The sequence below is a fragment of the Flavobacterium ajazii genome (assembly GCF_010614725.1).
Classification (GTDB): Bacteria; Bacteroidota; Bacteroidia; order Flavobacteriales; family Flavobacteriaceae; genus Flavobacterium; species Flavobacterium ajazii.
In genome coordinates, this window is the sequence record NZ_JAAEHL010000002.1 from 91,779 (window position 1) to 118,053 (window position 26,275).

Consider the following 26,275-nt stretch of genomic DNA (forward strand, 5'->3'; position numbering starts at 1 on the left):
AGTTTATATGCCTGTCTAGTTTATTTCTTTAAAACTTTTCCTTTAAAAATAACTTTATTATTTTCTGTCAAAGTATAAATATAGAATCCCGACTGTAAATGAGTCACCGGAATTACCGTAGTACTTATATCCTGACCTGCCTTAACATCAACAGTACTTCCTGTCAGACGCCCGTTGCTGTCATAAAGCCTTAATTTCAGATTTTTATCTAAATTGCTTTTTACCTGAAGATTTATAGCATCTGTAGCCGGGTTAGGAAATACCTTTGCTATAAAATCCACGTTATCAAAATCCACAGTCCCCAAATTATCAGATTTCAATTCAAAACGGGCAATTACAGGACCATGGTCAGAAGTTGTAGTGGTATAATTTGTAATATCTGTACGAGGATCATAAACTGCAATCGAATTTGGTATGTACTCATCTGTCAGTTCATTAGAAATAACAATATGGTCTAAAAATCCTCCAGAGCTTAAAAAACTGTAAGCACCCGCCTGACTAATACCTAATGTAAGCGCATTGTATCTGCTGGTATCATTTACAAAAGCCTCATACGAAGACGGATTTGGCGTAAGAACAGATGCTTTTACATCGTCATTAAAATCTCCCAAAATCATGAAATTTGCATTTGGATAATGAACATCCAGACTGTCTTTTAATAATTCTGCATCGTATTTACGCATATTGTATCTTGAGATATCTGTTCCACTATTGGCTCGGGCATGAAGATCAATCAGGCTGATTTCTTTTGTTATTCCACCAATATTCGTTTCTATCTGTACCATATAAGGCAAACGTCCTGATGAGAAAAAACTTGCTCCGTTTCCTCCAGGATAATTCGGCAAAGTTGTAGTTCCCGCACGAACCTCATCGTACAAATCTTTAAACATTACCCGGGTCTTTTTAACTGTAGTGGTTTGCGTATTATAAAGCACCACTAATTTTTGAGGAGGAAAATTCGGGTCTGGTGCATTAAATGAATACGACCATGATGTAGAAATTGTTTTATCAAATGTTTTACCGTTGATACTTATTTTTTGAATCAATATATCAATTGACGGATCATCAGACACTTCCTGAACTACATATACATCTGCATTGAGTTTGTTCATTACCTTTGCTATATTCTCGATTTGCAAAGCATCATCCGTTGGACCAAATTCAACTCCGTCAGTACCTTTTACATCAGTACCGAAAAATTCTAGATTATAAGTTACCACATCAAAAGTATCTGCTTTTGGAATTGAAGAACCTGTAAATGATCCAATTTGTTTATTTAATGAAGTCCCGGTAACTGTTAATACTCCTGAAATTGTTAGTTGCTTTACAGAAGGAGCAAATTGCACATAAACCGTTTTGTTGTTTGCAGCATCCGTAGCATCGATAACCACACTAGATTGAAATGAAATATTATCCAACGACAATTTGTAATCTGCAGGAGCTGTAAGAGTAATGTCTCCATAACCTTCCGCTTTAAAAATAAAAGACTGGCTTGCAGAGACTACATTTACATTTACATCACCAAAATCCAAAACAGGATTGGCATCTACATAACCTGCATCGTCTGTAATTGCGATATCATCTAATGACCATTCTGCAGCAAAATTAGTTCCTCCTGCTGTAGTTTCGTAAACCCAGGCCACATAAGTATTATTTGATTTAAATCCGCTTAAGTCTATATATTGTGATGCTGTGTAAGTTCCGGTTACAGTTGGAAATTTACCATTTAATGAAACCCAGGTTGCTGTCTCCGGATTGCTTTTACCGTCATAATCTGTCGAAACCATTAATTTTAATTCGGGACCTGCGTAAAATTTACGTGAATAAAAAGATAACAATATAAATTGACTAAAATTATCCAGACGTAATCTTGGCGAAATCAGCCAGTCTTTACTCGCTCCGGTATCAGAATATCCGTTCATCAACACCGCACCGCTACCAGAATTTATATTTCTTGCAGTCGCAGTATATGCCCATGCGTTCAAGCTTCCCGATGTGTTATGCTGAGTCCATCCGCTGTTGGTTAAAACATTTGCATCATTAAATTCCTGAACATACGGATTGATTCCAACTCCGGTCAAAGTAATGTTTTTTATTGCCGCTCCTGCTGATTCATGCGTAATCGATCCTGAAAAAGCAGCCGTAGAGTTTGGAGTAAAACGAACATAAACCGTTTGTGCTGCATTTGAAGCAAAATCAGATGCTGCATAAATTAAAGAAGAACCAAATGTGTTATTATCTTTAGAAATAGTAAAATTAGCCGGTGCTGCAACTGTTACATCTGCAGTAAGATTTGATCCCTGAATCTGGTAACTTAAACTTTCAGAATTATAATTGGCTTCAGAAAAACCTAAATCAAGAGAAGAAACCGAAGTAGCCAAAGAAGGAATAGGCACGTTTGATGTTGTAACATCAACCTTATTTACAACTGACTGAATATTTCCATAAGAATCTTCAGAAACAGAAAAAACAGCATAAGCAGTATTCAGGCTTAATCCTGCAAAACTTTTTACATATTCCTGAGAAGCATCTGTGATATCTAAATATCCTGATTGCAAAGCTGCTGCTCCTGTTGCATTCTGACCGGCTTTTACCTGAACAACTGATGGCGCTATACTTCCTCCCGGCAACAACACATAATACGTTTTTCCAATTTCATCAATTTTATTAATAAAATCAAAACTTTCGCCCAGGATATTATTTGCTTTTGGATAATCGGTAATATTAACCGGAGCATAAATATCACTTCTTATATCGACATTATCAATTGCAAAAGATGGTCGGGATCCACTGCCTGATACTTGTCTTGAAATCCATCTGATTTGCACCACAGGCTGATTATTACATTCTGCAGGCAAAGTCACTTTTTTCATTTGTGAATTTTGTGGTGTAATAACTCCTGATCCCGTTTGCGTAATTGTATTATTGCTATAGGCAGTTTCTAATAATGATGTAAAAGAGGCTGTAGTACCTACCCTATATTGCAGAACCATTTCATTGATACGGGTGTTACTTCCTCCGTCATAAGGATTACGGATTGTCATGGCATCATACTGTACCATTATTGCAGACTGTCCCGTTGCATTAAAAGCAAAACCAATTGTTAAATCTGAAGAACCGTTATTCAGAAAACCAATTTTACCATTGTAATTATGAATATTCCCGCTGGTTGTACTTGCAGAACTACTAGCAATCAATAGTTTGTCTCCAATTAATGTTGCATTAGTATTAAAAGAAGATCCTGGAGCTCCTGCTGCGTTCCATCCCTGGAATCCAGATGGGTACTCTGTAGAATTTGCGGCTAAGGAACCAAAATTTTCTGTGTATGGTAATGATCCCACCGGAGCTGGCATTGTCTGTGCAGTCAGAGTAGCTGACAAGCCCAACAAACATAAAAAAGCCATTAAATACCTGAAGAAGTAAATGTTTTTCATAAGCTTTAAATAAATTTTTAAGACAATAAAATTATACCCTTTAAAGTTAAGGGAATATTATAAAACCGTCAACTTAAAAACCTTTTACTTAAAAACCTTTTACTTAAAAACCTTTTACTTAAAAACCTTTTACTTAAAAACCTTTTACTTATAAACATTTGACAACAAAATACTATTTTTGAACAACTTTTATTCAATATTATTAACAAACCAGTCATCAATCAATAAAATTAACATTTTAAACATTCCCAATCTGTTAACAAAAAGACACAAAATATGGCGCATAAAAAAAGCCATCTGAAAAACAGACAGCCTTTATAAATCACTTCAAAAGTTCTTAAATTGCAGTATAACCACCATCAGCAATAATGTAACTTCCAGTAGTAAAGGAAGATTTTTCAGAACTTAAAAAAACAACAAGTTCTGCAATTTCTTCTGATGTCCCTAAACGGTTCATCGGAGCTTTTGCCGCAACAGCATCCATCATACTTTTGTTTAAATTATCTTTTAACAAGGCTGTTTCAATATAACCGGGACCTACTGCATTACAGCGAATATTTTTTTGTGCATACTCCGCGGCAATATTTTTTGTTAATCCTACAACTCCATGTTTTGAAGCAGTATAAGCAGGACTGTTTGGAGCTGCAACCTGTCCGTGAATCGAAGCGATATTGACAATACTTCCTCCTCCGTTCTTCTCCATTTGCTCCAATTGATAACGACAGGCATAAAAAACACCACTCAAATTGAGTGCAATTACCTTATCCCATGCATCCGGTTCATATTCTCCTGTAGGTTTTGCAGGACCGCCCATTCCGGCATTATTACAGGCAATATCGAGTTGTCCGTATTTTGATACCGTAACTTCAACCATATGTTTGTTATCAAGCGCACTCGAAGAATCGCCTTTTACAAAAAAAGCCTCTCCTCCGCTATTCTTTATATTGTTTACAGTTTCTTCACCATGCTCAACATTAATATCCGAAACTACTACTTTTGCTCCTTCACGGGCGTAAGCTTCTGCTACAGCGCGTCCGATTCCTGAACCGCCACCCGAAACAAAAGCTACCTTGTTTTCTAAAAGTGCCATATTTATAAATTTTAAAATTGTCCTTTAAATTTACGAAGACATTCTTGGGTAACCTCCTTTAAAACCTGAGTTTATCATAATATTAACCCGATATGCTAATCAAATGTTATTTTAGAGAAATGAGCGTCTAATCTGTAATTTTTTCGTTATTAATTAGTCTTCATCCAATTTCATGTTCCCTCGGTCTTCATGACTTTCGGGATTGGAATTTGGATAACGGTTTGGCGTAATATCCGAATTTCGGTCTTTGTTTTCTACTGTTTTATTTGCTTCTTCATCCGTTTCTACACCACGGTTTGCATTGGGGTTACCCGGATTTATTGAAAATGCTTTAGTAATATCCTCGTTTTCGTTTCTTGCCCGTTCTACTATTTGCTTATTCCCATCCGCATCAGTTACCACTTCTTTTTTCAGATTCACATCATCTGATTTTCCGTCGTGCGAAATATTTTTTCCTTTAGATTTGTCTATATTTTTCTGTACTCCATTTATCTTCTTAGAGCCTAAATCATTAGTTTCCATACTATTATTCTTTAAAATTTGCATTATAATATTACGAATTCTAAATTTTAAAACTCAATGGTTTAACATTGCTTTTGGTTTATTATTCGATTATTTTTAATGAAGATGAAACCACTATCTTTGCAAAAAAATTAAAATGCACCGACACTTCATTCTTTTTAAACCTTATGGCTACCTCAGTCAATTTATTTATGAATTAAAAAGAAAGAAAAAGCTTTTGGGCGAATTGCATGACTTTCCGGAAGGGACAATGGCAATTGGGCGCTTAGATGAAGATTCGGAAGGTTTACTGCTTTTGACTACAGACGGAAACATGAGCGAACTGGTTCGTAGCAAAAAAGTAGACAAAGAATATTTTGTTCAGGTCGACGGCCTGATTACCCCCGAAGCTATAGAAAAACTGCAAAATGGTGTCGAAATTGGTTTGGACGGTGGTAAATACAAAACAAAAAAGTGTAAAGCAGCTATTGTGACCGAAATTCCAGATTTTGGGCCCAGAGCAAAAAAAATCAGAGACGAACGTCATGGTCCTACTTCTTGGGCTTCGATTACTGTGAGAGAAGGAAAATTTCGTCAGGTGCGAAAAATGACTGCCGCAGTTGGTTTTCCCACTTTACGATTAGTCCGTGTTCGTATAGGAAATGTATATTTGCAAAACTTAAAAGCGGGTGAAGTACTCGAAGTTTCCGATTTTCAATTAGATAATGAACCAATTTGATAATGCGGCAATTAGTCAATGAGATAATTATTTCAAAACTTCTAAACATTTAACCTCTAACATTTAACTTAAAAAAAATGCTAAACGTTGTTCTTGTAGAACCGGAAATACCAAATAATACCGGAAATATCGGGCGCTTGTGCGTAGGTACCGAAAGCCGTCTTCATTTAATTCATCCTTTTGGATTTGTAATTAATGATAAAAACCTGAAACGTTCCGGATTGGATTACTGGATACATCTTGACGTAACTGAATATCAAACTGTAGAGGAATGGATTACAAAGATTCCTGATCAGTCACGGGTGTTTTTAATGAGTTCTCATTCTGATAAATCGTATCTGGAAAACGAATTTCAGGATGGCGACTGGCTGGTTTTTGGTAAAGAGAGCGTTGGTTTGAGCAAGGAATTTATGGCTCGATTCGAAAATCATTTGACTATTCCGATGTCACCTCTTATTCGCAGTTTTAATATTGCCAATTCAGTTGCTTTTGTGGTTGGGGAAGCTAAGAGGCAAATTGGCTTGAAGAAAGTTTAATATAAAATCGATAGTTCTAGCCCTGATAGAAGTGTAAATCCTTTTGTGCTGGGGTTCAGCACAAAAGATTGAAACGGATAGCAGGAATAGCTTCTAAAAATTAACTCACAATAAACTTCCCTTTTTCAGCATCAAAAACAATATGTTCATCTTTAAATAAAGTAGTAAAACTTCCTTTTGAGATTAAATTGCAAGGTTCATCCTGTAATACCATTTCGGGTGTCATAATAATCATCTCATCACTCAGCTGAATAGCCAAATCGATATCATGAGTTGAAAATAAAATACATTTCTGGGTTTCTTCTGTGAGTTTTTTAAGCAATTTGAACAATGAAACTTTATGTAGTAAATCAAGATGGGTTGTAGGTTCGTCCAAAATGATCAATGGTGTATCCTGTGCTAACGCTCGTGCAATCAAAACTTTTTGCAATTGCCCATCACTGATTTCAAAATGTCTTTTTGAAGCTAAATGTTCTATTTGAGTTAATTTTAAAGCTTCGTTTACTTTTACGATATCTTCGGGAGTTAAGGTTCCCATCCAATTGGTATAAGGCTGACGCCCTAAAGCCACCAATTCAAAAACCGTAAGATTACTTGGAGGCAATTTTTCGGTTAAGACCAGACTCAGGTTTTGAGCTAAATCCAAAGGCTTATAATCTGAAATATTTTTATCATTCAGAAAAACACTTCCTGACAAAGGTTTTTGGATTCCTGTAATCGTTCTCAGCAAAGTTGACTTCCCTATTCCGTTGGCTCCAATTAAAGCGATAAGTTTTCCTGAATCCAAATTTAAATTTAGATTCTCAGCAATAACCGTAACACCTTTTTTAGATTTATATCCGATATTTAAATTTGTAGTATTTAATATAGTTTTCATTGTGACTTATTGTTTAAACACATAGAGAACATAGTTTTCTTTTTTTCTTTGACAGTTTATTTTAAAATTCACTTATAAATTAACACATAGCTGTTGTCGCTAAAACTTTGGCAATAATTTGAAATATTCATTTACAAATGTTTTTTGGCCTTCTTTAAAGATATTATGACAATTGAAGTTAATTATAATTCCCTTTGGCGCTTTGGATAATTTCATATAAGTTAATAGTTGTGCTTCATGGATGGGACTTATTTCAGAAACCGTTTTTAACTCGACAACCAAACAATTTTCTACAAATAAATCACATCTTAGATCTGTGTTCAATTCTTTGTTTTTGTAAACCAGTGGCACTTTCATTTCAGTAAAAAAATTCAACTTTCGAAGTTGTAATTCTTCCTTTAGACATTGATGGTAAACATTTTCGAGTAATCCCTTTCCAATTATTTTATGCACTTCAATACAGGCACCAATTACATTATATGTTAATTCGTCTAAATACTTTTGAGTAATCATTTTCAGTTAATAAAATATAGAAACAATTTTAATCTTCAATCTATCTATGTTTTTTGAAGAAAAGTGAAATGCCTTTTTAAGCTTTCAAAAACTATGTCTCTATGTGTTAAAAAAAACTAAAGATATAAAAAATTGTAATCTTTTACTGAAAATTTCTTTTTCGAACCAATAACCAAATTACAACCGGAGCCCCAATTATAGACGTAATAGCATTAATTGGAAGCGTCACATCAAAGCCTGGCATTTGAGAAACGATATCGCAGAATAACACAATAATAGCCCCAAAAAGCAATGTACTCCAAAACAAAACCTTGTGATCGCTGGTCTGAAATGTCAGTTTTGCAATATGCGGAACCGCTAATCCTATAAATGCTATGGGACCGGCAAATGCCGTTATACTTCCTGATAAAATACTGGTTGCAAAAATGATTACTAATCGAGTTTTTTTCAAATTCAGCCCCATACTTTTCGCATAGTTTTCACCTAACAACAAAGCATTTAAAGGTTTGATACTTCCGGCACTTAAAACCAGACCAAAACACACAGAAAAAGATAAAATACAAATAGAATTCCATGAGAGGTTTCCAAGATTTCCCAACGACCAAAAAGTAAATTTCTGAAGCTGTTCAGCTGTACTGAAATAAGTTAAAACACTAACAATTGCTGTTGTAAAACTCCCAAACATCAAACCGACAATTAAAATTGCCATAGTATCTCTTAACCTTTGTGAAACTAACAAAACCAGTAATAAAACAAGTGTACTTCCTAAAGTAGATGCCAAAACGATTCCGTAAGATGACAAAGCAATGAGTTTTAAAAAATAAGGCAAAAAACCTGCTCCCAAAATTACAAACGCTACTCCTAAACTTGCTCCTGAACTTAATCCTAAAACATAAGGTCCTGCCAACGGATTTCTAAATAAAGTCTGCATCAGCAAACCGCTTATAGAAAGCCCTGTTCCCACCAAAATAGCCGTGATGGCTTTTGGTAAACGATAATTAATTATAATATATTCCCAGGTCGATTTACTGGCTTCTCCTCCGGTTAAACTTGTATAGACGTCTTTAAACGGAATATTAACAGACCCCAGACTAATGCTCATAAAAAACATCAGTAAAAGCCCTAGAGCCAAAATGACAAATAAAATAGTATTTCTTTTTTGGTTCGCCAATTTAATTCAGTTTGATTGCAAAAGTGAATTCATAACCCGGCAGTAAATCCGGATGAAAAATCTTGATATAATCCTTCAGTACCAAATCCGGACGACTTGGCGATAATTCGTAATAAATCGTTCCACCCGTAGCACCAAATTTACTTTCTAATGTATAAACCGTTTTGTTTTTAAAAGCGTCAAATTCGCTGTAATGCGGATTCGCTTTTTGCAATTCGTCCAAAGTTTTAAATGACCCTGTCACAATCCATGCATTTGCCGTTTTCGCTTTGTCCAGTACTTTTTCATAAGACAATCCCTGGCTTCCTGTTCCTTTTAGATCAGACCATAAATAATTTGCCTGAGCATCTTTCATAAATTGGGCAACCCAGCTATTTCCTTTGGCCACATACCATACATCTTCGTACATGGAGCCGTATAAAACTGTTGAACTGACAGGTTTACCGGCAACTAATTTCTTCGCCTGATTATAGCTCTCTACGATTTTATCAAACAATTCTTTTGCTTTTTCTTCTTTACCAAATAAGGCCCCGTAAAGTTTAATCCATTCTGCTTTTCCAAGAGGAGACTGTTCCATCCAGTCACCCTGAATTAAAACGTTCAATCCGCTTTTTTTCAGATTATCCAGCATTGGATTATTATTATCGACACCAAAAGTCACAATCAGATCCGGGGACAATTCTATTAATTGCTCAATATTCAATTTTTCGTTTTGTCCAACATTTTTAACTAAACCTTTGTCAATTAACGCTCTTGTTTTTTCGGAAGAAATGTAATCTGTATGTGGAAAACCCGTCAGTTTATTTTCGACATCCAACATTTCCAGAAACGGAATATTGGTTGTTGAGGTTACCACGACAGATTCCAAAGGAACTTTAATCATTGTATAATTCTGTAGACTATCTGGCACCTCAGCGTCTTTTTCTTTCAAAATATATTTAAAATTTTTATTCGCTTCCGGCCATGGATTTGAAACTGTAACCACCGAATATCCATCGCGTTTTACAATTGAAAGTCCTGAAGCATATTCAATACTGTTTTGAGGAATTTTAGAAGCAGCTACTTCTGTGGTTTCATTTTTTTTGCATCCCGTCAGAAGAAAAAAAGATATGATAAAAATAAAATTGAAAAAAAAATGTTTCATGTTAAGGTCAGTTGTTTCAAGGGGTATGGCATTGTTATTGTTCGTCATTATCGTTCCCTTATCAATAATGGCAAAGGTAACGTAATTTATATTTTTTTGTTTATCTTTATTCTTACAAATTTAAACAAACACCTTTTTTTACATATTATGAATATTATAAAAACAAAAGTTTGTTCAAGCTGTGAATCTTCTTTTAGCTGTGGAAATATTTCTGCTGAAAATAATTGCTGGTGTAACGATTTTCCTCCTATTTTCAATCTTTCAGAAGGAGGAGATTGTCTTTGTCCCGAATGTTTCAAAGAAGCATGTGTTGACAAAATCGATGCTTATGTCGAAACTATTACTCCTAAAAAAGCCCCTAAAAATAAAGCCATTTGTTTACCAAAAACTGAAAAACTAATTGAAGATATTGACTATTATGTAGAGAATGGCAATTATGTTTTTAAACCCTGGTTTCATTTAAAAAGGGGAACCTGTTGTGGGAATGCCTGTCGCCATTGCCCATATTAATTGTTAATTATAAATTGTTAGTTCTTAATGAAAAATAACATTGTAAAAGATAAAAGTTTTGATTTTGCTATTCGAATAGTTAAATTATACCAATATCTATGTATTGAGAAAAAAGAATTTACGCTATCTAAACAGCTCCTTCGATCCGGAACCAGTATTGGTGCAATGATAAGAGAAGCAGAGCATGCTGAAAGTAAAAATGATTTTATTCATAAATTTGCAATTGCACAGAAAGAAGCCAATGAAACAATTTATTGGTTAGAACTACTCAAAGCAACTGAATATTTAAGTGAAAAAGAATTCGGAAACATTCATGATGATGCAATTACAATATTAAAATTAACAACCAGCATTCTTAAAACTACTAAAAACCAAGTTATTGCTAAGCAAGTCCTTTCTTAATTAATAACTAACAATTCATAATTAACAATTCCAATTAATGATTTACTTAATTACCGGAGGCGAACGATCAGGAAAAAGCAGCTATGCTCAAAATCTGGCTTTACAGCTTTCAGATGCTCCAATGTATGTGGCAACTGCCAGAAAATGGGATGATGATTTTCAGCACCGAATTGACCGTCACCAAAAAGAGCGCGACGAACGCTGGACAAATATTGAAAAAGAAAAATATTTGAGTGGAATTGACTTCTCAGACAAAACAGCTTTAATCGACTGCGTAACACTTTGGTTAACTAACTTCTTTGTTGACACTAAATATGATATCACATTATCACTGGAAGAAGCAAAGACTGAATTTAAAAAAATAGCCAGTCAACAAAATACCAACCTGATTATTGTTACAAACGAAATCGGTATGGGCGTGCATGCCGACACTCACATTGGGAGAAAATTTACCGAACTGCAAGGCTGGATGAATCAGTTTTTGGCTTCAAATGCAGATGAAGTGGTTTTGATGGTTTCGGGGATCCCTGTCAAAATAAAAGGTTAAGTAAATTTCAATGGCAATTTCAAAAATCAATATCAATAAATAAAGAAATTCCAAATTTTAAATTCAAAATTCAAAAGCTCTGCCTTAACTTTACATAAATTCAAACATCAGGATTAGTGCAATTGATTTTTGAAATTGTATTGATATTGATTTTTGACATTGTAATTGATTTTTGAAAATGAGCAATCTGGACGATATATTAAAATCACGCCGTGATACACGACACTTTACAGCTGACGAAGTTCCTGATGAGGTAATTGAAAAGGCTCTACAGGCTGGACATTGGGCACCTTCTGTCGGGCTGACAGATGCTACAAGATATTACATCATCAAATCGGCAGAAGTAAAAAATGCTGTTAAAAAATTGTTTTTAGATTATAATAAAAAGGCTGAAGAACTTACTGATAATCCCGAACAAAAAGAACTTTATAAATCTCTTAAACTGGAAGCAATTGAAGAAGCTCCAATTGGGCTTATAATTGCTTATGACCGCTCTGTCCTGAATCAGTTTACAATTGGTACTGTTGGAAGTAATGAGGCAGTAAAATTCAGTTCAGTTTGTGCAGCTCAAAATATCTGGCTTTCGCTAACAGAGCAAGGCTACGGAATGGGCTGGGTTTCGATTTTAAATTATTATCAGTTTAAAAAAATACTTGATTTACCCGAAAATATTGAGCCTCTCGGTTATTTCTGCATAGGAAAACCGGCAACCAATTACGGCAATCAGCCCATGCTGCAGCAATTACACTGGAAACAAAAATCGGAAGCTCCTGATTGTACCGAAATTAAAAATGTTATTGAAAATCCTGTTTCAGATTTTGTTTTAAATCCTCAGTCTGAAATTAGAGACAAAACAAATTTCAGCAGGCTTTTACAGGAAAAAATAGATTCCAAAACCAAACCTATTGGCGCTTTAGGGACTTTAGAAAAGCTGGCTTTTCAAATCGGAACAGTTTTTAAAACTTTAAACCCAAAAATAATTAACCCAAATATTGTCGTTTTCGCAGCCGATCACGGAATTGCAAATCACGGTGTCAGTGCTTATCCACAGGATGTGACCAGACAAATGGTGAATAATTTTCTGGAAGGAGGCGCTGCGATTAATGTTTTTTGCAATCAGCATAATATCAAACTCTCCATTGTAAATTCCGGGGTCAATTATGATTTTCCAACGAATGCAGAATTAATTAATGCTAAAATCGCAAAAGGAACCCAATCTTTTTTGCATGCACCGGCAATGAGCGAAATGGAATTGCAATTGTGTTTTGAAAAAGGAAAATCAGTTGTCGAACCTATTGCTCAAAATGGCTCTAATTGTATTGGTTTTGGTGAAATGGGAATTGGAAATACTTCTACAGCTTCTGTTTTAATGAGCATCTTAACGGGTTTCCCGATTGAAGAATGTGTCGGAAAAGGAACAGGAGTTGTTGATGAAAAATTGATTCAGAAACAAAACCTGCTTAAAAAAGCAATCGAAAATTATTCGGGGCCAGACGAATTAATGTCACAGCTCGCCTACTTCGGAGGTTTTGAAATCATACAAATGGCAAGCGGAATGTTAGCTGCTTTCGAAAATAACATGCTTATTTTGGTTGATGGTTTTATTTGCAGTGTTGCCTTTTTAATTGCTTCCAAAATAAATCCTGATATTATACAAAATGCTATTTTCTGTCATTGCTCTGCAGAAAAAGCACATCAAAAATTATTGAATTATCTACAGGCAAAACCAATTTTAAATTTAGATTTGCGCCTTGGTGAAGGAACCGGCTGCGCAGTTGCTTTTCCAATTTTAAAATCTGCTGAAGCTTTTTTAAACGAAATGGCCAGTTTTGAAAGTGCAGGAGTTAGCAGAAAATGAAGAAATTGCAATGTCAATATCAATTGCAAATTTCAATTTAAAAATATTCTATAAATGAAAAAAGAACTCCATATATTTTTTACCTGTTTGATGTTTTACACCCGGATCCCCTGTCCGAAAAACATTAGTCACGATCCTGAATATTTAAACAAAGCTACTCGCTACTTCCCCTTAATTGGCTGGATTGTGGGGAGTATTTCATTTTTTGCCTTCTATATTTCTTATCTTTTTCTATCTACAGAAACGGCTGTGATTTTAGGAATCATCGCTTCCATATTAACAACAGGAGCTTTTCACGAAGATGGTTTTGCTGATGTATGCGACGGTTTTGGCGGAGGCTGGACCAAAGAAAAAATCCTGATGATTATGAAAGACAGTGCGATTGGAGCTTATGGTGCGATTGGACTGGTTTTGTTGTTTTTATTGAAATTCAAATTACTTTCAGAATCTATTTTGCTTTTTTCTAATCACAATTATTTGATTTCTCTATTGTTTATTTCTGCCCATTCTGTAAGTCGTTTGGCGGCAATTTCTATTATTTTTACTCATGACTATTCTCGCGATGATGCTTCGAGTAAAAGCAAACCTATTGCAAAAAACTATGGCTGGAAAGAAGTTTTCGGTTCTTTTTTCTTCGGGCTGCTTCCATTATTGGCACTCTCCTATTTTCAATATGAAATCCTTTTAGTTCTAATTCCGGTTTTCATAACCCGCTATTTTCTGGCTCGTTATTTTCAAAAATGGATTGACGGTTATACCGGAGATTGCCTTGGCGCAACACAGCAGGTATGCGAAGTTATTTATTATTTAAGTCTTCTTTTTTTATGGAAATTTATTTAGTCCGTCATACCGAAACGATCTGTGAAAAAGGAATTTGCTACGGACAATCTGATGTAGATTTAGCATTACCTTTTGAGACAATTTTTAAAAACATCCTTTCGCATTTACCCTCAGAAGCAATAATTTTTTCCAGTCCTCTGAAGAGGTGTGTTACTTTGGCAAAATACATTCAGAACAATATAAAAACCATTTCTTACCAGGAAGATAAACGCCTGATGGAAATGAATTTTGGTGATTGGGAAATGAAAAACTGGGATACTATTCCGCAGGAACAGCTTAATCCGTGGATGCAAGATTTTGTCAATATTAAAGTTTCAAATGGAGAATCTTTTATTGAATTACATGAAAGGACTGGTCATTTCTTATCCGAAAAAAAATCAAAAAAAATAAATTATCCTGTTATTATAGTAGCTCATGCAGGTATTATCAGGAGCTTTTTATGCCATCACTCTTCACTGCCGTTAAAAGATGCGTTTCAAAATAAAGTAGATTTTGGGGAGGTCATCAGAATAGATTTTTGACATTATTTGTTTAGAATTTTTATTGAAAAGTAGAACAAATTTGAATTTTACATATTTTTAACATTATCTTTGCACCCGATTAAGGTTGTGTTTTAATTACAAAAAACACATTAAAAGGGAATCAAGTTATTGATTTTAAATTATTTAAAACAAAAAATCTTGAGCTGTACCCGCAACTGTAAGCTTAGTTCTGTCAAAAGAATGCTTGTTGTTATCTACAAAACCACTGTCATTTATTGATGGGAAGGTAAACAACAAGACGCAAGCCAGGAGACCTGCCTTATTAACAAATATCGAACTCTCGGGAAAAAGAGTGTAGAAATTATGACTTTAAAAATACGTTTTGCTTTTTGTTTGCTGCTTTTGTGCCAGATTATTTCGGCACAGAACGATTCTATTATGAAACTGAAAGAAGTTGTTGTTTCAGACAATAACCTCAACAAATACTCCAATTCTCAGTCAGTTTTAAAACTTGGTGACTCGATCATCAATAAAAATGAAGCATTGCTGACCGACCTGCTAAACTTCAACTCTACACTTTATTTTAAAGAATACGGTCGCGGAATGCTTTCTACGGTTTCTTTTAGAGGAACGACTTCATCTCAGACTGCTGTAATCTGGAATGGGATTAACATCAATTCGCAAATGAACGGCAGCACCGATTTTAATACAATTTCAGGCTCTGATTATAATTCCGTAAGTGTGAAAGCCGGAGGTGGAAGCGTAATTTATGGAAGTGGTGCAATTGGCGGAACAGTACATTTAAACAACGATTTGGACTTTTATAATCGCTTTGAGAATAATTTAAAACTCGATTACGGAAGTTTCAATACAATTGGAGTTAATTATAAAACTAATATTTCCAACAAAAAATGGAGTGCTCAGATTGGTTTTTCTAACAACAGTTCTACAAACGATTATAAATATGTGAAAAAATACACCTGGAAAGGTGAACAACGCTGGAACCGAAATGGAGAATACAATATTTTTACAATGAGTGCTAATTTAGGCTATAAACTAAACACCAAAAACACTCTAAAACTATACAGTCAAACATCAAACACAGACAGAAATACTTCTTTAATCACAGAAACTGAAACGCCAAGTAAATACATCAACGGTTTTAACAGGAACTTATTAGAATACGATGGTAATTTTGGCAGATTCACTGCAAATTTTAAAACAGCGTATATTTTTGAAAATTACCAATACTACGCTGACAACGCTACCAATAACTATACCTACGGAAAAACGGAAAGCTTAATTACAAAAGCTGATTTTGGTTATACTTTGTTTAAGTCAACCCAAATAAACGGGATTTTAGATTACAACAAAACCACAGGAACCGGAAGTGGTTTTGGAACCAATACCCGCGAAATCAGTTCGGCTTCTTTATTGGTAAAACAGGATATTTCTGCAAACTGGAAAAATGAATTTGGAGTTCGAAAAGAATTTACAGACAATTACAAATCTCCTATTTTATTTTCTTTAGGTTCTTCTCATCAGTTTGGCAAATTGTACAATTTGAAATTGAATGTATCCCGCAATTTCAGAATCCCGACCTTTAATGATTTATATTGGGAAACAGGTGGAAACCGTGATTTAAAACCTGAGAGTTCCTATCAGGCAGAAGTCGGAAACGTATTTACATTTAGCAACATTACGCTAACCCAGACTTTCTATTACATCAAAATAAAAGATTTATTGCAGTGGGTTCCTGGCAAAAATGGTATCTGGACTCCACAAAACACTGATAAGGTAAACAGTTACGGAGCAGAAACTTTACTTGGCTGGAGAAAACAATTTGGTAAAAATATTTTTGCAGTTAATGCAACTTACGCACATACCATTTCTGAAAATATTGACACAAAAAAACAACTCTTTTTTGTTCCTTTTGATAAAGCTACAGCTTCTGTTTCTTATTCCAGAAATAAAATTTCAACCTATTATCAATTTTTACATAACGGATTTGTCTACACCCGAGCAGACAATGATCCGGATGAAATCATAAAAGATTATATGATATCCAATATTGGAGCCGATTATGATTTTAAATTTTTAGATTCTTTCAAATTGGGTTTTCAGGTACTGAATTTATTCAACGAAGCTTACGAAAGTCTCGAAAACAGACCTATGCCGGGTCGTAATTTTAATATGTATTTAATCTTAAAATTTTAATATAATGAAGTTTAGCAAATTATTTTTAATAGCACTTAGTGCCTCTATATTCGTTTCGTGTTCAAGCGATGATGAAGATTCAAACGAACCACAAGGAGTTTATGATAACGGAGTTTTCATTTTAAATGAAGGAAGTTCAGATCAGGGAACTGTTTCTTTTTTAAGCGAAGATTTTAGCGTTTTCACCAAAGATGTTTACACTGCCGCTAATGGTGATGACTTGCTTGGAAAATATGCGCAGAATATTTTCTTTTATGGGGATAATGCTTATATCATTGCCGGAGGTTCAGACGTAATTAACGTAGTTAACAGATATACTTTCAAATTAGTTGATAAAATATCAACAGGTCTTAAAACTCCAAGATACGGTGTCGTAAAAGACGGAAAAGCATATGTAACCAATGCAAACACCTATTCATACATAAATCCTGCAACTGGTAATACGGACGATTATGTTGCCATTATTAATTTAAAGACCAATAAGTATGAGTCTAAAATTGATTTGAATGCAACTGCCAATCGTTTAGTTGAAGAAAATGGAAAACTATACATTACTGAGCCTTATGACAATACTAAACTATTGGTAGTAAATATTGCTACTAAAAAACTGGAAACATCAATAGAAATTGGGTCATATGCTGATTCTATAGAGGAAGAAGATGGTGTTTTGTATATTTTAAGAGCCCCTTATGGAGACAGAAGTGAAATTGTAAAAGTAAAATTATCTAATAAATCAATTTCTAAAATTACTTTTCCTGAAACTTTAGACAGAGCTGGTTATATGGATATTGAAGATAACAAAATTTATTACACATCAGGAAGTTCAGTTTATGTAATCAATACCAATGCAACAGCAGCTTCAACTACACCAATCGTAACCTCTCCTGCCAGTAATGTATATGGATTTGCTGTAAATGACAACCGTATTTACATCGCTGACGGAGTTTACACACAAGATGGTGCAGCTTATATTTATGATTTAAGCGGAAATTTACTAAAAGAAGTAACCTCAGGTGTGGGAACAAACGGTTTTTACTTTAATGATTAAAAAATAATTATCAATTAGTTAATTTTGTTTTTTTTAAATTGTTTTTTGGAAAAAAGGCTTTCATCAACTGAAAGCCTTTTTTGTATTTCTCAGGTAAATTTTAATGAATATTTTTTTACAAGCTATATTTTTTTTCAGTACATTAGCCTCACACTTAGTATTGATTATCAATTAATTACATTTTAAAAATTAAACCCAACTTGATTTTCAAGAGATAATTTAACAAATAACCGTTATTACTCCTTTTTGTTCTTTTTATGATGCCCTACTGATGAATGCTCAAATGCCGACACTCAAACGGCAGATAATTTAGAATAATCATAATTCCGGATACAAGCAGATCATTTTTGATGATGAATTATTTATTTCAATTACAATTCCGATTTTAATTTAATTCTTTGTTTATATGAAAGAAATAAAAATTACTCAAACCCTGATTACTTTTGCAATAGGAATCGTAATTTGGCTAATTCCCGCTCCCAATGGTCTTACAGCCGAAGCCTGGCATTTATTTGCCATTTTTGTTGCTACTATTTTAGGCATTATTTTGAAAGCGGCTCCTATGGGAACCATGTGTATGATTGCAGTTGCCTTAACCGCTTTTTCACAAGTTTTGGCTCCAGGCGATCCCGGAAAATCAATCACACTGGCTTTAAAAGGTTTTGGGGATAAAGTAATCTGGCTTATCGGAATTTCATTTTTCATTGCAAGAGGATTTATTAAAACAGGTTTAGGAAACAGAATCGCTTTTTTATTTGTTAGGTTCTTCGGCAAAAGTTCCCTTTGATTAGCTTACGGATTAGGATTGGCTGACTTAGTTTTGGCACCTGCCGTTCCCAGCAATACAGCCCGGGGCGGCGGAATTGTTTACCCAATTATGAAATCAATGTCTATGAGTTTTGGTTCGATGCCTGAACAGCCTGAAACGCATCGAAAACTAGGAGCCTATCTTACTCTGAATTGTTATAATACCAATTTAATTGCATCTTTAATGTTTCTGACAGGTACGGCAAGTAACCCAATGTGCCAAAAATTTGCGCTTAACTTAGGAATCAAAATCAGTTGGATTTCCTGGGCAATAGCTGCGATTGTTCCCGGTTTAGTTGCTTTTTTTGTAATTCCGTTTGTATTGTATAAAATTTATCCTCCAGAACTCAAAAAGACCGGAGATGCACCACAATTTGCTGCTCAGAAATTAAAAGAAATGGGCGCAATATCCCGCAACGAATGGATGATGCTGCTAACCTTCTTTATTTTGTTGTTTCTCTGGATGACAGGTGATTTATTTTCAATCGACGCTACTTCAACGGCTTTTATTGGTTTAGTCATTTTGCTTTTAACTTCGGTTTTAACCTGGGATGACGTAAAAGCCGAAAAAGGTGCCTGGGACACCATCGTCTGGTTCTCTGTTTTGGTAATGATGGCAAGCTCACTCAACGAATTAGGATTTATTGGCTGGTTTAGTGATTTGATAAAAAATCAGATTGGAGGTTTAAGCTGGCAAATAGCTTTTCCTATCATTATACTGGTATACTTTTTCAGCCACTATCTTTTTGCAAGCGCAACTGCACATGTAGCCGCCATGTATGCAGCTTTATTGGGAGTTGGAATCTCTATTGGAATTCCTGGTTTACTTCTCGCTTTTATGCTTGGTTTTGTAGGATCTCTTTATGGAACTTTAACCCATTACGGACACGGACCCGCACCAGTTTTCTTCGGAAGTGGTTATGTCGACCTGAAAAGCTGGTGGATCAAAGGATTAATAACCGGATTGGTTATGCTCTTTATCTATATGGTAATTGGCGGATTATGGCTCCGTTTAATTGGTTATTTTTAAATCCTGATTCCTGGTGGAAGCAATTCTTTGTATTTTGGATTTTTTTTGAAAAAAACAGCAATTTTTGGATGAATTGGAACAACTCTTAATTTTTTCTCTGTACTCAGTTCCATTATATTTTTCAGCAAAGAGTCAATCACTGGCTGATTTTCAAAATTTTCAGGCGTATTAATTTTGGTTAAAAAAATCTTTTTCTCCTGAAATGAATACTCAACACTTAATAAGCCCTCAGGGATTGTGGCTTCAAATTGTCTTGCAAAAGTATTGTCTTTAATTTCCATTACGGTAGGCTCCATATTTATCATGTTTTTGGGGTGAATAAAAAATATTAGAAAATGAACGTGAAATTAATATCCGATAAAATCTTTTAATAAGTTCTTTACCTTCAAAGAATTCGGATTGCAAAGATAATCATTTGATTTTCAATAAAAGACATTTTATTGAAAGATGTAGAATGATTTTAAATAATAATGTTTATTAATTTTATTATAATTAAGCTTAAGAATTGCCATGTATATTAGTAAAAAAGGTAAATTTAGCTTCAACTTAAAATCACTCTCTGAAAAATGAGCAAAATTCCTGTTTATTTTATGCCTGGATTAGCTGCTAGTCCTACCATTTTTGAAAGAATTAAATTAGATGAAACTGTTTTTGAAATGTTTCTGCTCGAATGGGAAATTCCAAACCCAAAAGAATCATTATCGGATTATGCACTTCGGATTACAAAAAACATTCAACACGAAAATCCGGTTTTAATTGGCGTTTCTTTTGGTGGAATTCTGGTTCAGGAAATGGCCAGACATATAGAAGCCCGAAAAGTGATTATTATTTCGAGCGTCAGAAGCAATGTTGAATTTCCAAGGAGAATGAAAATCGGGAAAACTACAAAAGCTTACAAACTCATCCCGATGAAACTCATTTTAAATATTGAGAATCTTGCCAAATACTCATTTGGAGAAAAAGTGAATAAACGCATCAAATTGTACGAGAAGTTTTTGGCTGTACGGGATCTTAATTACCTGCAGTGGGCCGTAGAATCTGTTATTTTATGGGATAGAGACAAAATAGATGAAAAGGTAATTCATATTCATGGTGATCAGGATGATGTTTTTCCTATAAAATACATCAACAAATGCATTGTTGTAAAAGGCGGTACTCACATTATGATTCTGAATAAATACAAATGGCTGAATGAAAATTTACCTTCGATTATATTAGAATCTTAAAATTCCAAATTTAGAAATTCCAAATTCCAAGTTTTTAACCTATCAATTACCTTAGCCATAATAGAAGCAGCGTACCTTTAATTGCGGGGATTCACCATTAAAGATACAAGCGGATAGCAGTAAACAGCTCCAAAAAAAAATCCCAAATTCCAAAAAATTTGGAATTTGGGATTTTAAATATTGTAATTTAAAGAATTTAGATTTTCTTCATTTGTTCTTTCATCATTGCGATTTGCTCCTTCAGCATCCCCTGTTTGTCTAATTTTTTAGCTTCATTCAGTAAATTAGTCGCTTCCAGTTTTCTTCTTCGTGACATGGCAACTCCTGCAAGATTAAGTTTAGCAACAGCTAAATCCATATCCATTGACAATCCAAGTTCAATTGCTTTTTTGAAATGTTTTTCAGCCTGATTGATATTAGTCTGAGACAACATGATCCCTTGTAAATAATTTAAGTATCCTTGCTGTTTTCTTACCAATGCCGTTTCAGGATTTTTGATGTATGCCAGCCATTTTTTAGCGCCTTCAAAGTCTTGTTTTCTTAATTTAAGGAAAGCTAAAAGGATAAACTCGTTTTTAAAATAAAGAAAAATTGGAATTGCTGTCAGTAAAATAAGAAATATACCATTCCCGATATTACTTTCTGTAAATTGCCAAATGCCCGCCACTACAAGAAGTCCGGCCAGAATAAGTTTTATAATTTTGTTAAACATAATAGATGTATATTTGTGTCTGCAAAGATAGCAAAAGGAATTAAAAATATTTTTATAAAACTGCTTGCCAGAAAAAAAAGTCTTTGTATATTTGCACTCGGTTTTTGAACAACGATATCCAAAACCAAAATAACGAGTTAATAGATACCATTTTTAAAGATACAAAGCAATGAGCAAAAGAACATTTCAACCATCGAAAAGAAAAAGAAGAAATAAGCACGGATTTATGGACAGAATGGCTTCTGCGAATGGAAGAAAAGTTCTAGCGCGTAGAAGAGCAAAAGGAAGACATAAATTAACTGTTTCTAGCGAGCCTAGACACAAAAAATAATGTTTGTATAAACATACATAAGGCGATTACTTTTTTAGTATCGCCTTTTTTTATACCTTGTCGGTAAAAATTTTCTCAACATTCTAGTTTATAGCACACTAGAAGCGTTTTTTAAAATCGTAAATAACTACACAATACATATAAAATGCCTAAAGACACATCAATAAAATCAGTTTTAATTATAGGTTCAGGACCTATTGTTATTGGCCAGGCTTGCGAATTCGACTATGCAGGATCTCAATCTGCTCGTTCGATTCGTGAAGAAGGAATTGAGGTTATCTTGATTAACTCAAACCCAGCGACAATTATGACCGACCCATCTATGGCCGATCATATTTATTTGAAACCTTTAACGACAAAATCGATTATTGAAATTCTTAAGGAACATCCACAAATTGATGCAGTTTTACCAACAATGGGAGGACAAACAGCATTAAACTTGTGTTTGGAAGCTGAGGAAAAAGGAATCTGGCAAGATTTCGGAGTAAGATTAATCGGTGTTGATGTTAATGCTATTAATATTACAGAAGACAGAGAGCAGTTTAAACAGCTTTTAGAAAAAATTAATGTCCCAACTGCACCTGCAAAAACAGCTACTTCTTACTTAGAAGGAAAAGAAATTGCTCAGGAATTTGGTTTCCCGCTTGTAATTCGCCCTTCATTTACACTTGGAGGAACCGGAGCAGCTGTGGTTTACAAAAAAGAAGATTTTGATGAGCTTTTAACCCGCGGGCTTGAAGCTTCTCCAATTCACGAAGTTTTAATTGATAAAGCTTTGATGGGATGGAAAGAGTACGAGTTAGAGCTTTTAAGAGATAAAAATGACAACGTTGTAATTATCTGTTCTATCGAAAACATGGACCCAATGGGAATCCACACTGGAGATTCGATTACAGTTGCGCCTGCAATGACATTATCAGATACAACTTTCCAAAAATTACGTGACTACGCTATCTTAATGATGAGAAGTATCGGAAATTTTGCTGGAGGATGTAACGTACAATTTGCAGTTTCGCCAGACGAAAAAGAAGATATCGTAGCCATCGAGATCAACCCTCGTGTATCTCGTTCTTCTGCTTTAGCATCAAAAGCAACGGGTTATCCAATTGCTAAAATTGCATCTAAATTGGCTTTAGGATACAACTTAGATGAATTACAAAATCAAATTACAAAATCTACTTCGGCTCTTTTTGAACCAACTTTAGACTACGTAATCGTAAAAATACCACGTTGGAACTTCGACAAATTTGAAGGTTCAGACAGAACTTTAGGGCTTCAGATGAAATCTGTAGGTGAGGTTATGGGAATTGGACGTTCTTTCCAAGAAGCACTTCATAAAGCAACACAGTCTTTAGAGATTAAGAGAAATGGCTTAGGAGCTGATGGAAAAGGATACAAAAATTACGAGCAAATTATCGAGAAACTAACCTATGCAAGTTGGGATCGTGTATTCGTGATTTATGATGCAATTGCAATGGGAATTCCATTGAGCACAATCCATGAAATTACAAGAATCGATATGTGGTTCTTGAAACAATATGAAGAGCTTTATACTTTAGAAAAAGAAATTTCAAACTACAAAGTTTCAAATCTTCCAAAAGAATTATTGCTTGAAGCAAAACAAAAAGGTTTTGCAGATAGACAAATCGCTCACATGATGAGTTGTCTTGAAAGTGAAGTGCATACTTTACGTACAGACATGAACATCAACCGTGTATTTAAACTGGTTGATACTTGTGCAGCTGAGTTTAAAGCACAGACTCCTTATTATTACTCTACTTTTGAAGCCGAAATCGAAAAAGCAAACGGAGAACGCTTTGTAGACAACGAAAGTATCGTAACAGATAAAAAGAAAGTGATCGTTTTAGGCTCCGGACCAAACCGTATCGGACAGGGAATCGAGTTTGATTATTCTTGTGTACACGGAGTTCTAGCAGCAAAAGAATGCGGTTACGAAACGATCATGATTAACTGCAATCCTGAAACGGTTTCTACAGATTTTGATACAGCTGATAAATTATACTTCGAACCAGTTTTCTGGGAGCATATTTATGACATCATTCAACACGAAAAACCAGAAGGTGTAATCGTTCAGTTGGGAGGTCAGACAGCGCTTAAATTAGCAGATAAATTATCTAAATACGGTGTAAAAATCATCGGAACTAGTTTTGACGCGCTTGACTTAGCAGAAGACAGAGGACGTTTCTCTGACTTATTAACTGAGTTAAACATTCCGTTCCCAAGATTCGGAATCGCAGAAACTGCTGACGAGGCTTCAAAATTAGCAGATACTTTAGATTTTCCTCTTTTAATTCGTCCTTCTTATGTATTAGGAGGTCAGGGAATGAAAATTGTAATCAACAAAAAAGAGCTTGAAGAACATGTTATCGATTTGTTGAAAGCAATTCCAGGAAACAAATTATTATTAGATCACTACTTAGCAGGCGCAATCGAAGCAGAAGCTGATGCAATCTGTGATGCTGATGGAAATGTTTACATCATCGGAATTATGGAACACATCGAGCCTTGCGGAGTTCACTCTGGAGATAGTAACGCAACATTACCTCCTTTTAACTTAGGAGAGTTTGTAATGCAGCAAATTAAAGATCACACGCATAAAATTGCAAGAGCTTTAAAAACTGTAGGTTTAATCAATATCCAGTTTGCGATTAAAGATGATACGGTTTATATTATCGAGGCAAACCCAAGAGCTTCAAGAACGGTTCCGTTTATTGCAAAAGCTTATGGAGAACCTTACGTAAACTACGCTACAAAAGTAATGCTAGGTCACAGCAAAGTAACTGACTTTGATTTCAACCCACAATTAAACGGTTTTGCAATCAAACAACCTATTTTTTCTTTCAGTAAATTCCCGAACGTAAACAAAGCGTTAGGACCAGAAATGAAATCAACAGGAGAAAGTATCTTGTTTATTGATGACTTAAAAGATGATCAATTCTATGAATTGTACTCTAGAAGAAAAATGTATTTGAGTAAATAGTAATATTTACTTCTTAAAATAACAAAAGCCTCAAATTTAAAATTTGAGGCTTTTTGCTTGAAATATCTAAATATTTATTTTACGATTATCTTTTTAGACACATTATTAACTTTTAAAATATAATTTCCAGAAGTTAAATTAGGTGGTAAAATAATTTTATTGTCTTTCGCTTCTGACGATTTAAATTCTGCAACCAGCCTACCTGCAATATCGAATAATTGAATCGCTTTTAAATCAGCTTCGTTATTTTCGATATATAAATAATCTGTTGCCGGATTAGGATAAATGGTAAATTCATTATTGCCAGAATTCTGTACATCTCCTAATCCTAAAACAGGATCTGTTATTTTAATTATTTTTTTTGTACTCGAACCTGTACTAACATATAATGCACCATTGTAAAAAGCCATTTGGGCAGGAGTATCATAATCTGTATTAAATCTGATAAATTGAACCTGATCTCCGTCAACACCTCCGGAAGGGAATCGAAAAATTCTATTTTGTGATCCTGTCGAAATATACAAATCCCCATTTGGAGCATAAGCTACATTGGCCGGGTTGTTCATTCCTGAAATTAGAGTACTAACAACTCCTGCAGGAGTTATTTTTTTAATTGCACCATCAAGTTTGTCAGCAACAATTAAATTACCCAATTTATCAAAAGCCAATCCGTTTGGTGTCGTAAGACCAGTTACAAAAGTCGAAGTTATTCCGGCAGTCGTTATTTTTTTAATATTTCCAGAATTAGCTTCTGAATAATAAACATTTCCAGAAGCATCAATAGCTATTCCGTATGGACTGTTTGTAGCTGTATAAGAAGTAACAACTCCGGCTGCTGTCGTCTTTGTAATTTCATTGCCGAAATTACCCGATCCAGCTATCCAAAGATTTCCACTGCCATCAAAAGCAATCTGTTGTGGGGAAGCATTTAGTGTGCTAATAAAAATAGACTGTGTAAGGCTTGGAGTAATTTTAGTCACTTTATAAGCATTATAATCTGCGACAAATAAATTTCCTGAACCATCGAATGCAATTCCTGTAGGAACCCCCAATCCTGTTACATAATTAGTTGGAGTTTGTGCATTGATACTAAACGTTGATAATAGAGCTAAGAGTAAAACTTTTTTCATGCATTAAATTTTTATATTAATCCAAAGATAAAATTTCCACTCATGAGACTTTACTTTTTTATAAGAAAATATACCCTTATTTTTATTTTTATTAAAAAATTAAAATTTTAGCTTTTTTATTTAAGTTAT

Annotated in this window: 23 protein-coding genes, 1 pseudogene and 1 riboswitch; of the genes and pseudogenes, 14 read left to right on the forward strand and 10 right to left on the reverse strand. The window is 34.4% G+C overall.

Translation table 11 applies throughout. The annotated features are described in order from the left end of the window. Positions 1-20 precede the first annotated feature (20 nt). The 3 genes from GWR14_RS03030 to GWR14_RS03040 all read right to left on the reverse strand — a co-directional run bounded on the left by GWR14_RS03030 (position 21) and on the right by GWR14_RS03040 (position 5,046). Positions 21-3,434, reverse strand: a complete 3,414-nt coding sequence (locus GWR14_RS03030; protein ID WP_163407583.1) for a T9SS-dependent choice-of-anchor J family protein — start codon at positions 3,432-3,434, stop codon at positions 21-23. 337 nt (positions 3,435-3,771) lie between these two features. Next, the gene (locus tag GWR14_RS03035; protein ID WP_163407584.1) at positions 3,772-4,524 is read right to left on the reverse strand and encodes an SDR family NAD(P)-dependent oxidoreductase; all 753 of its coding nucleotides are present in this window, start codon (positions 4,522-4,524) and stop codon (positions 3,772-3,774) included. Between the two features lie 153 nt (positions 4,525-4,677). Next, the gene (locus GWR14_RS03040) at positions 4,678-5,046 is read right to left on the reverse strand and encodes a hypothetical protein (protein ID WP_163407585.1); all 369 of its coding nucleotides are present in this window, start codon (positions 5,044-5,046) and stop codon (positions 4,678-4,680) included. Between the two features lie 136 nt (positions 5,047-5,182). On the opposite strand from GWR14_RS03040, the gene GWR14_RS03045 reads away from it, so the two are divergent. Further along, positions 5,183-5,764 carry a pseudouridine synthase gene (locus tag GWR14_RS03045; protein WP_163407586.1) on the forward strand — a complete coding sequence of 194 codons (582 nt, stop codon included), beginning with the start codon at positions 5,183-5,185 and terminating at the stop codon, positions 5,762-5,764. Positions 5,765-5,841: 77 nt separating this feature from the next. After that, entirely contained in the window at positions 5,842-6,300 is a 459-nt protein-coding gene (locus GWR14_RS03050) for a tRNA (cytidine(34)-2'-O)-methyltransferase (protein WP_163407587.1), read from the forward strand. Between the two features lie 100 nt (positions 6,301-6,400). On the opposite strand, the gene GWR14_RS03055 is transcribed toward GWR14_RS03050, so the two are convergent. From GWR14_RS03055 to GWR14_RS03070, 4 genes are all read right to left on the reverse strand, one after another. After that, on the reverse strand, positions 6,401-7,177 hold the full coding sequence (locus GWR14_RS03055) for an ABC transporter ATP-binding protein (RefSeq protein ID WP_163407588.1): 777 nt from the start codon (positions 7,175-7,177) through the stop codon (positions 6,401-6,403). A 99-nt stretch (positions 7,178-7,276) separates the two neighbouring features. Further along, positions 7,277-7,690 (reverse strand): GxxExxY protein, encoded by a 414-nt coding sequence (locus tag GWR14_RS03060; RefSeq protein ID WP_163407589.1) that lies wholly within the window; start codon positions 7,688-7,690, stop codon positions 7,277-7,279. Positions 7,691-7,832: 142 nt separating this feature from the next. After that, on the reverse strand, positions 7,833-8,861 hold the full coding sequence (locus tag GWR14_RS03065; RefSeq protein ID WP_246236269.1) for a FecCD family ABC transporter permease: 1,029 nt from the start codon (positions 8,859-8,861) through the stop codon (positions 7,833-7,835). Between the two features lies 1 nt (position 8,862). Next, positions 8,863-10,005, reverse strand: a complete 1,143-nt coding sequence (locus GWR14_RS03070; protein ID WP_163407590.1) for an ABC transporter substrate-binding protein — start codon at positions 10,003-10,005, stop codon at positions 8,863-8,865. Between the two features lie 147 nt (positions 10,006-10,152). Between GWR14_RS03070 and GWR14_RS03075 the strand changes: the two genes are divergently transcribed. The 9 genes and pseudogenes from GWR14_RS03075 (at position 10,153) to GWR14_RS03115 (ending at position 19,746) form a co-directional block, all read left to right on the forward strand. Beyond that, entirely contained in the window at positions 10,153-10,515 is a 363-nt protein-coding gene (locus tag GWR14_RS03075) for a DUF5522 domain-containing protein (RefSeq protein ID WP_163407591.1), read from the forward strand. A 27-nt stretch (positions 10,516-10,542) separates the two neighbouring features. Then, positions 10,543-10,917, forward strand: a complete 375-nt coding sequence (locus GWR14_RS03080; RefSeq protein WP_163407592.1) for a four helix bundle protein — start codon at positions 10,543-10,545, stop codon at positions 10,915-10,917. A gap of 37 nt (positions 10,918-10,954) precedes the next feature. Beyond that, the gene (cobU, locus tag GWR14_RS03085) at positions 10,955-11,464 is read left to right on the forward strand and encodes a bifunctional adenosylcobinamide kinase/adenosylcobinamide-phosphate guanylyltransferase (RefSeq protein ID WP_163407593.1); all 510 of its coding nucleotides are present in this window, start codon (positions 10,955-10,957) and stop codon (positions 11,462-11,464) included. Positions 11,465-11,642: 178 nt separating this feature from the next. Beyond that, a complete protein-coding gene (cobT, locus tag GWR14_RS03090; protein WP_163407594.1) occupies positions 11,643-13,322 on the forward strand; it encodes a nicotinate-nucleotide--dimethylbenzimidazole phosphoribosyltransferase in 1,680 nt (559 codons plus the stop codon). A 54-nt stretch (positions 13,323-13,376) separates the two neighbouring features. Further along, positions 13,377-14,162 carry an adenosylcobinamide-GDP ribazoletransferase gene (locus tag GWR14_RS03095; protein ID WP_163407595.1) on the forward strand — a complete coding sequence of 262 codons (786 nt, stop codon included), beginning with the start codon at positions 13,377-13,379 and terminating at the stop codon, positions 14,160-14,162. Then, a complete protein-coding gene (gene cobC, locus GWR14_RS03100) occupies positions 14,147-14,683 on the forward strand; it encodes an alpha-ribazole phosphatase (protein WP_163407596.1) in 537 nt (178 codons plus the stop codon). The genes GWR14_RS03095 and cobC overlap by 16 nt, the downstream gene beginning before the upstream one ends. A 65-nt stretch (positions 14,684-14,748) precedes the next feature. Continuing rightward, a riboswitch (cobalamin riboswitch) is annotated at positions 14,749-14,980 on the forward strand. Between the two features lie 27 nt (positions 14,981-15,007). After that, complete coding sequence (locus tag GWR14_RS03105; RefSeq protein WP_163407597.1) at positions 15,008-16,861, forward strand: TonB-dependent receptor plug domain-containing protein; 1,854 nt, start codon at positions 15,008-15,010, stop codon at positions 16,859-16,861. 4 nt (positions 16,862-16,865) lie between these two features. After that, on the forward strand, positions 16,866-17,909 hold the full coding sequence (locus GWR14_RS03110) for a YncE family protein (RefSeq protein ID WP_163407598.1): 1,044 nt from the start codon (positions 16,866-16,868) through the stop codon (positions 17,907-17,909). Positions 17,910-18,315: 406 nt separating this feature from the next. Beyond that, a pseudogene (locus GWR14_RS03115) lies at positions 18,316-19,746 on the forward strand (anion permease). On the opposite strand, the gene GWR14_RS03120 reads toward GWR14_RS03115, so the two are convergent. Continuing rightward, positions 19,743-20,027 (reverse strand): GNAT family N-acetyltransferase, encoded by a 285-nt coding sequence (locus GWR14_RS03120; RefSeq protein ID WP_163408049.1) that lies wholly within the window; start codon positions 20,025-20,027, stop codon positions 19,743-19,745. The pseudogene GWR14_RS03115 and the gene GWR14_RS03120 sit on opposite strands and share 4 nt — an antisense overlap. 285 nt (positions 20,028-20,312) lie before the next feature. Here GWR14_RS03120 and GWR14_RS03125 point away from each other — a divergent pair, with 285 nt between their 5' ends. Next, on the forward strand, positions 20,313-20,972 hold the full coding sequence (locus GWR14_RS03125) for an alpha/beta hydrolase (protein WP_163407599.1): 660 nt from the start codon (positions 20,313-20,315) through the stop codon (positions 20,970-20,972). A 196-nt stretch (positions 20,973-21,168) separates the two neighbouring features. Here the strand turns inward: GWR14_RS03125 and GWR14_RS03130 are convergent, their stop codons facing one another. Then, positions 21,169-21,684: a DUF2892 domain-containing protein gene (locus tag GWR14_RS03130; RefSeq protein WP_163407600.1), complete on the reverse strand. Its 516-nt coding sequence runs from the start codon at positions 21,682-21,684 to the stop codon at positions 21,169-21,171. 169 nt (positions 21,685-21,853) lie between these two features. Here GWR14_RS03130 and rpmH point away from each other — a divergent pair, with 169 nt between their 5' ends. Together rpmH and carB are read left to right on the forward strand one after the other, a co-directional pair. After that, positions 21,854-22,015, forward strand: coding sequence for a 50S ribosomal protein L34 (gene rpmH / locus GWR14_RS03135; RefSeq protein ID WP_008464848.1), 162 nt, complete (start codon positions 21,854-21,856; stop codon positions 22,013-22,015). A gap of 145 nt (positions 22,016-22,160) precedes the next feature. Further along, positions 22,161-25,016: a carbamoyl-phosphate synthase large subunit gene (gene carB / locus GWR14_RS03140; protein WP_163407601.1), complete on the forward strand. Its 2,856-nt coding sequence runs from the start codon at positions 22,161-22,163 to the stop codon at positions 25,014-25,016. Positions 25,017-25,090: 74 nt separating this feature from the next. Here carB and GWR14_RS03145 read toward each other — a convergent pair whose 3' ends face one another. After that, complete coding sequence (locus tag GWR14_RS03145) at positions 25,091-26,146, reverse strand: virginiamycin B lyase family protein (RefSeq protein ID WP_163407602.1); 1,056 nt, start codon at positions 26,144-26,146, stop codon at positions 25,091-25,093. Positions 26,147-26,275: the final 129 nt, after the last annotated feature.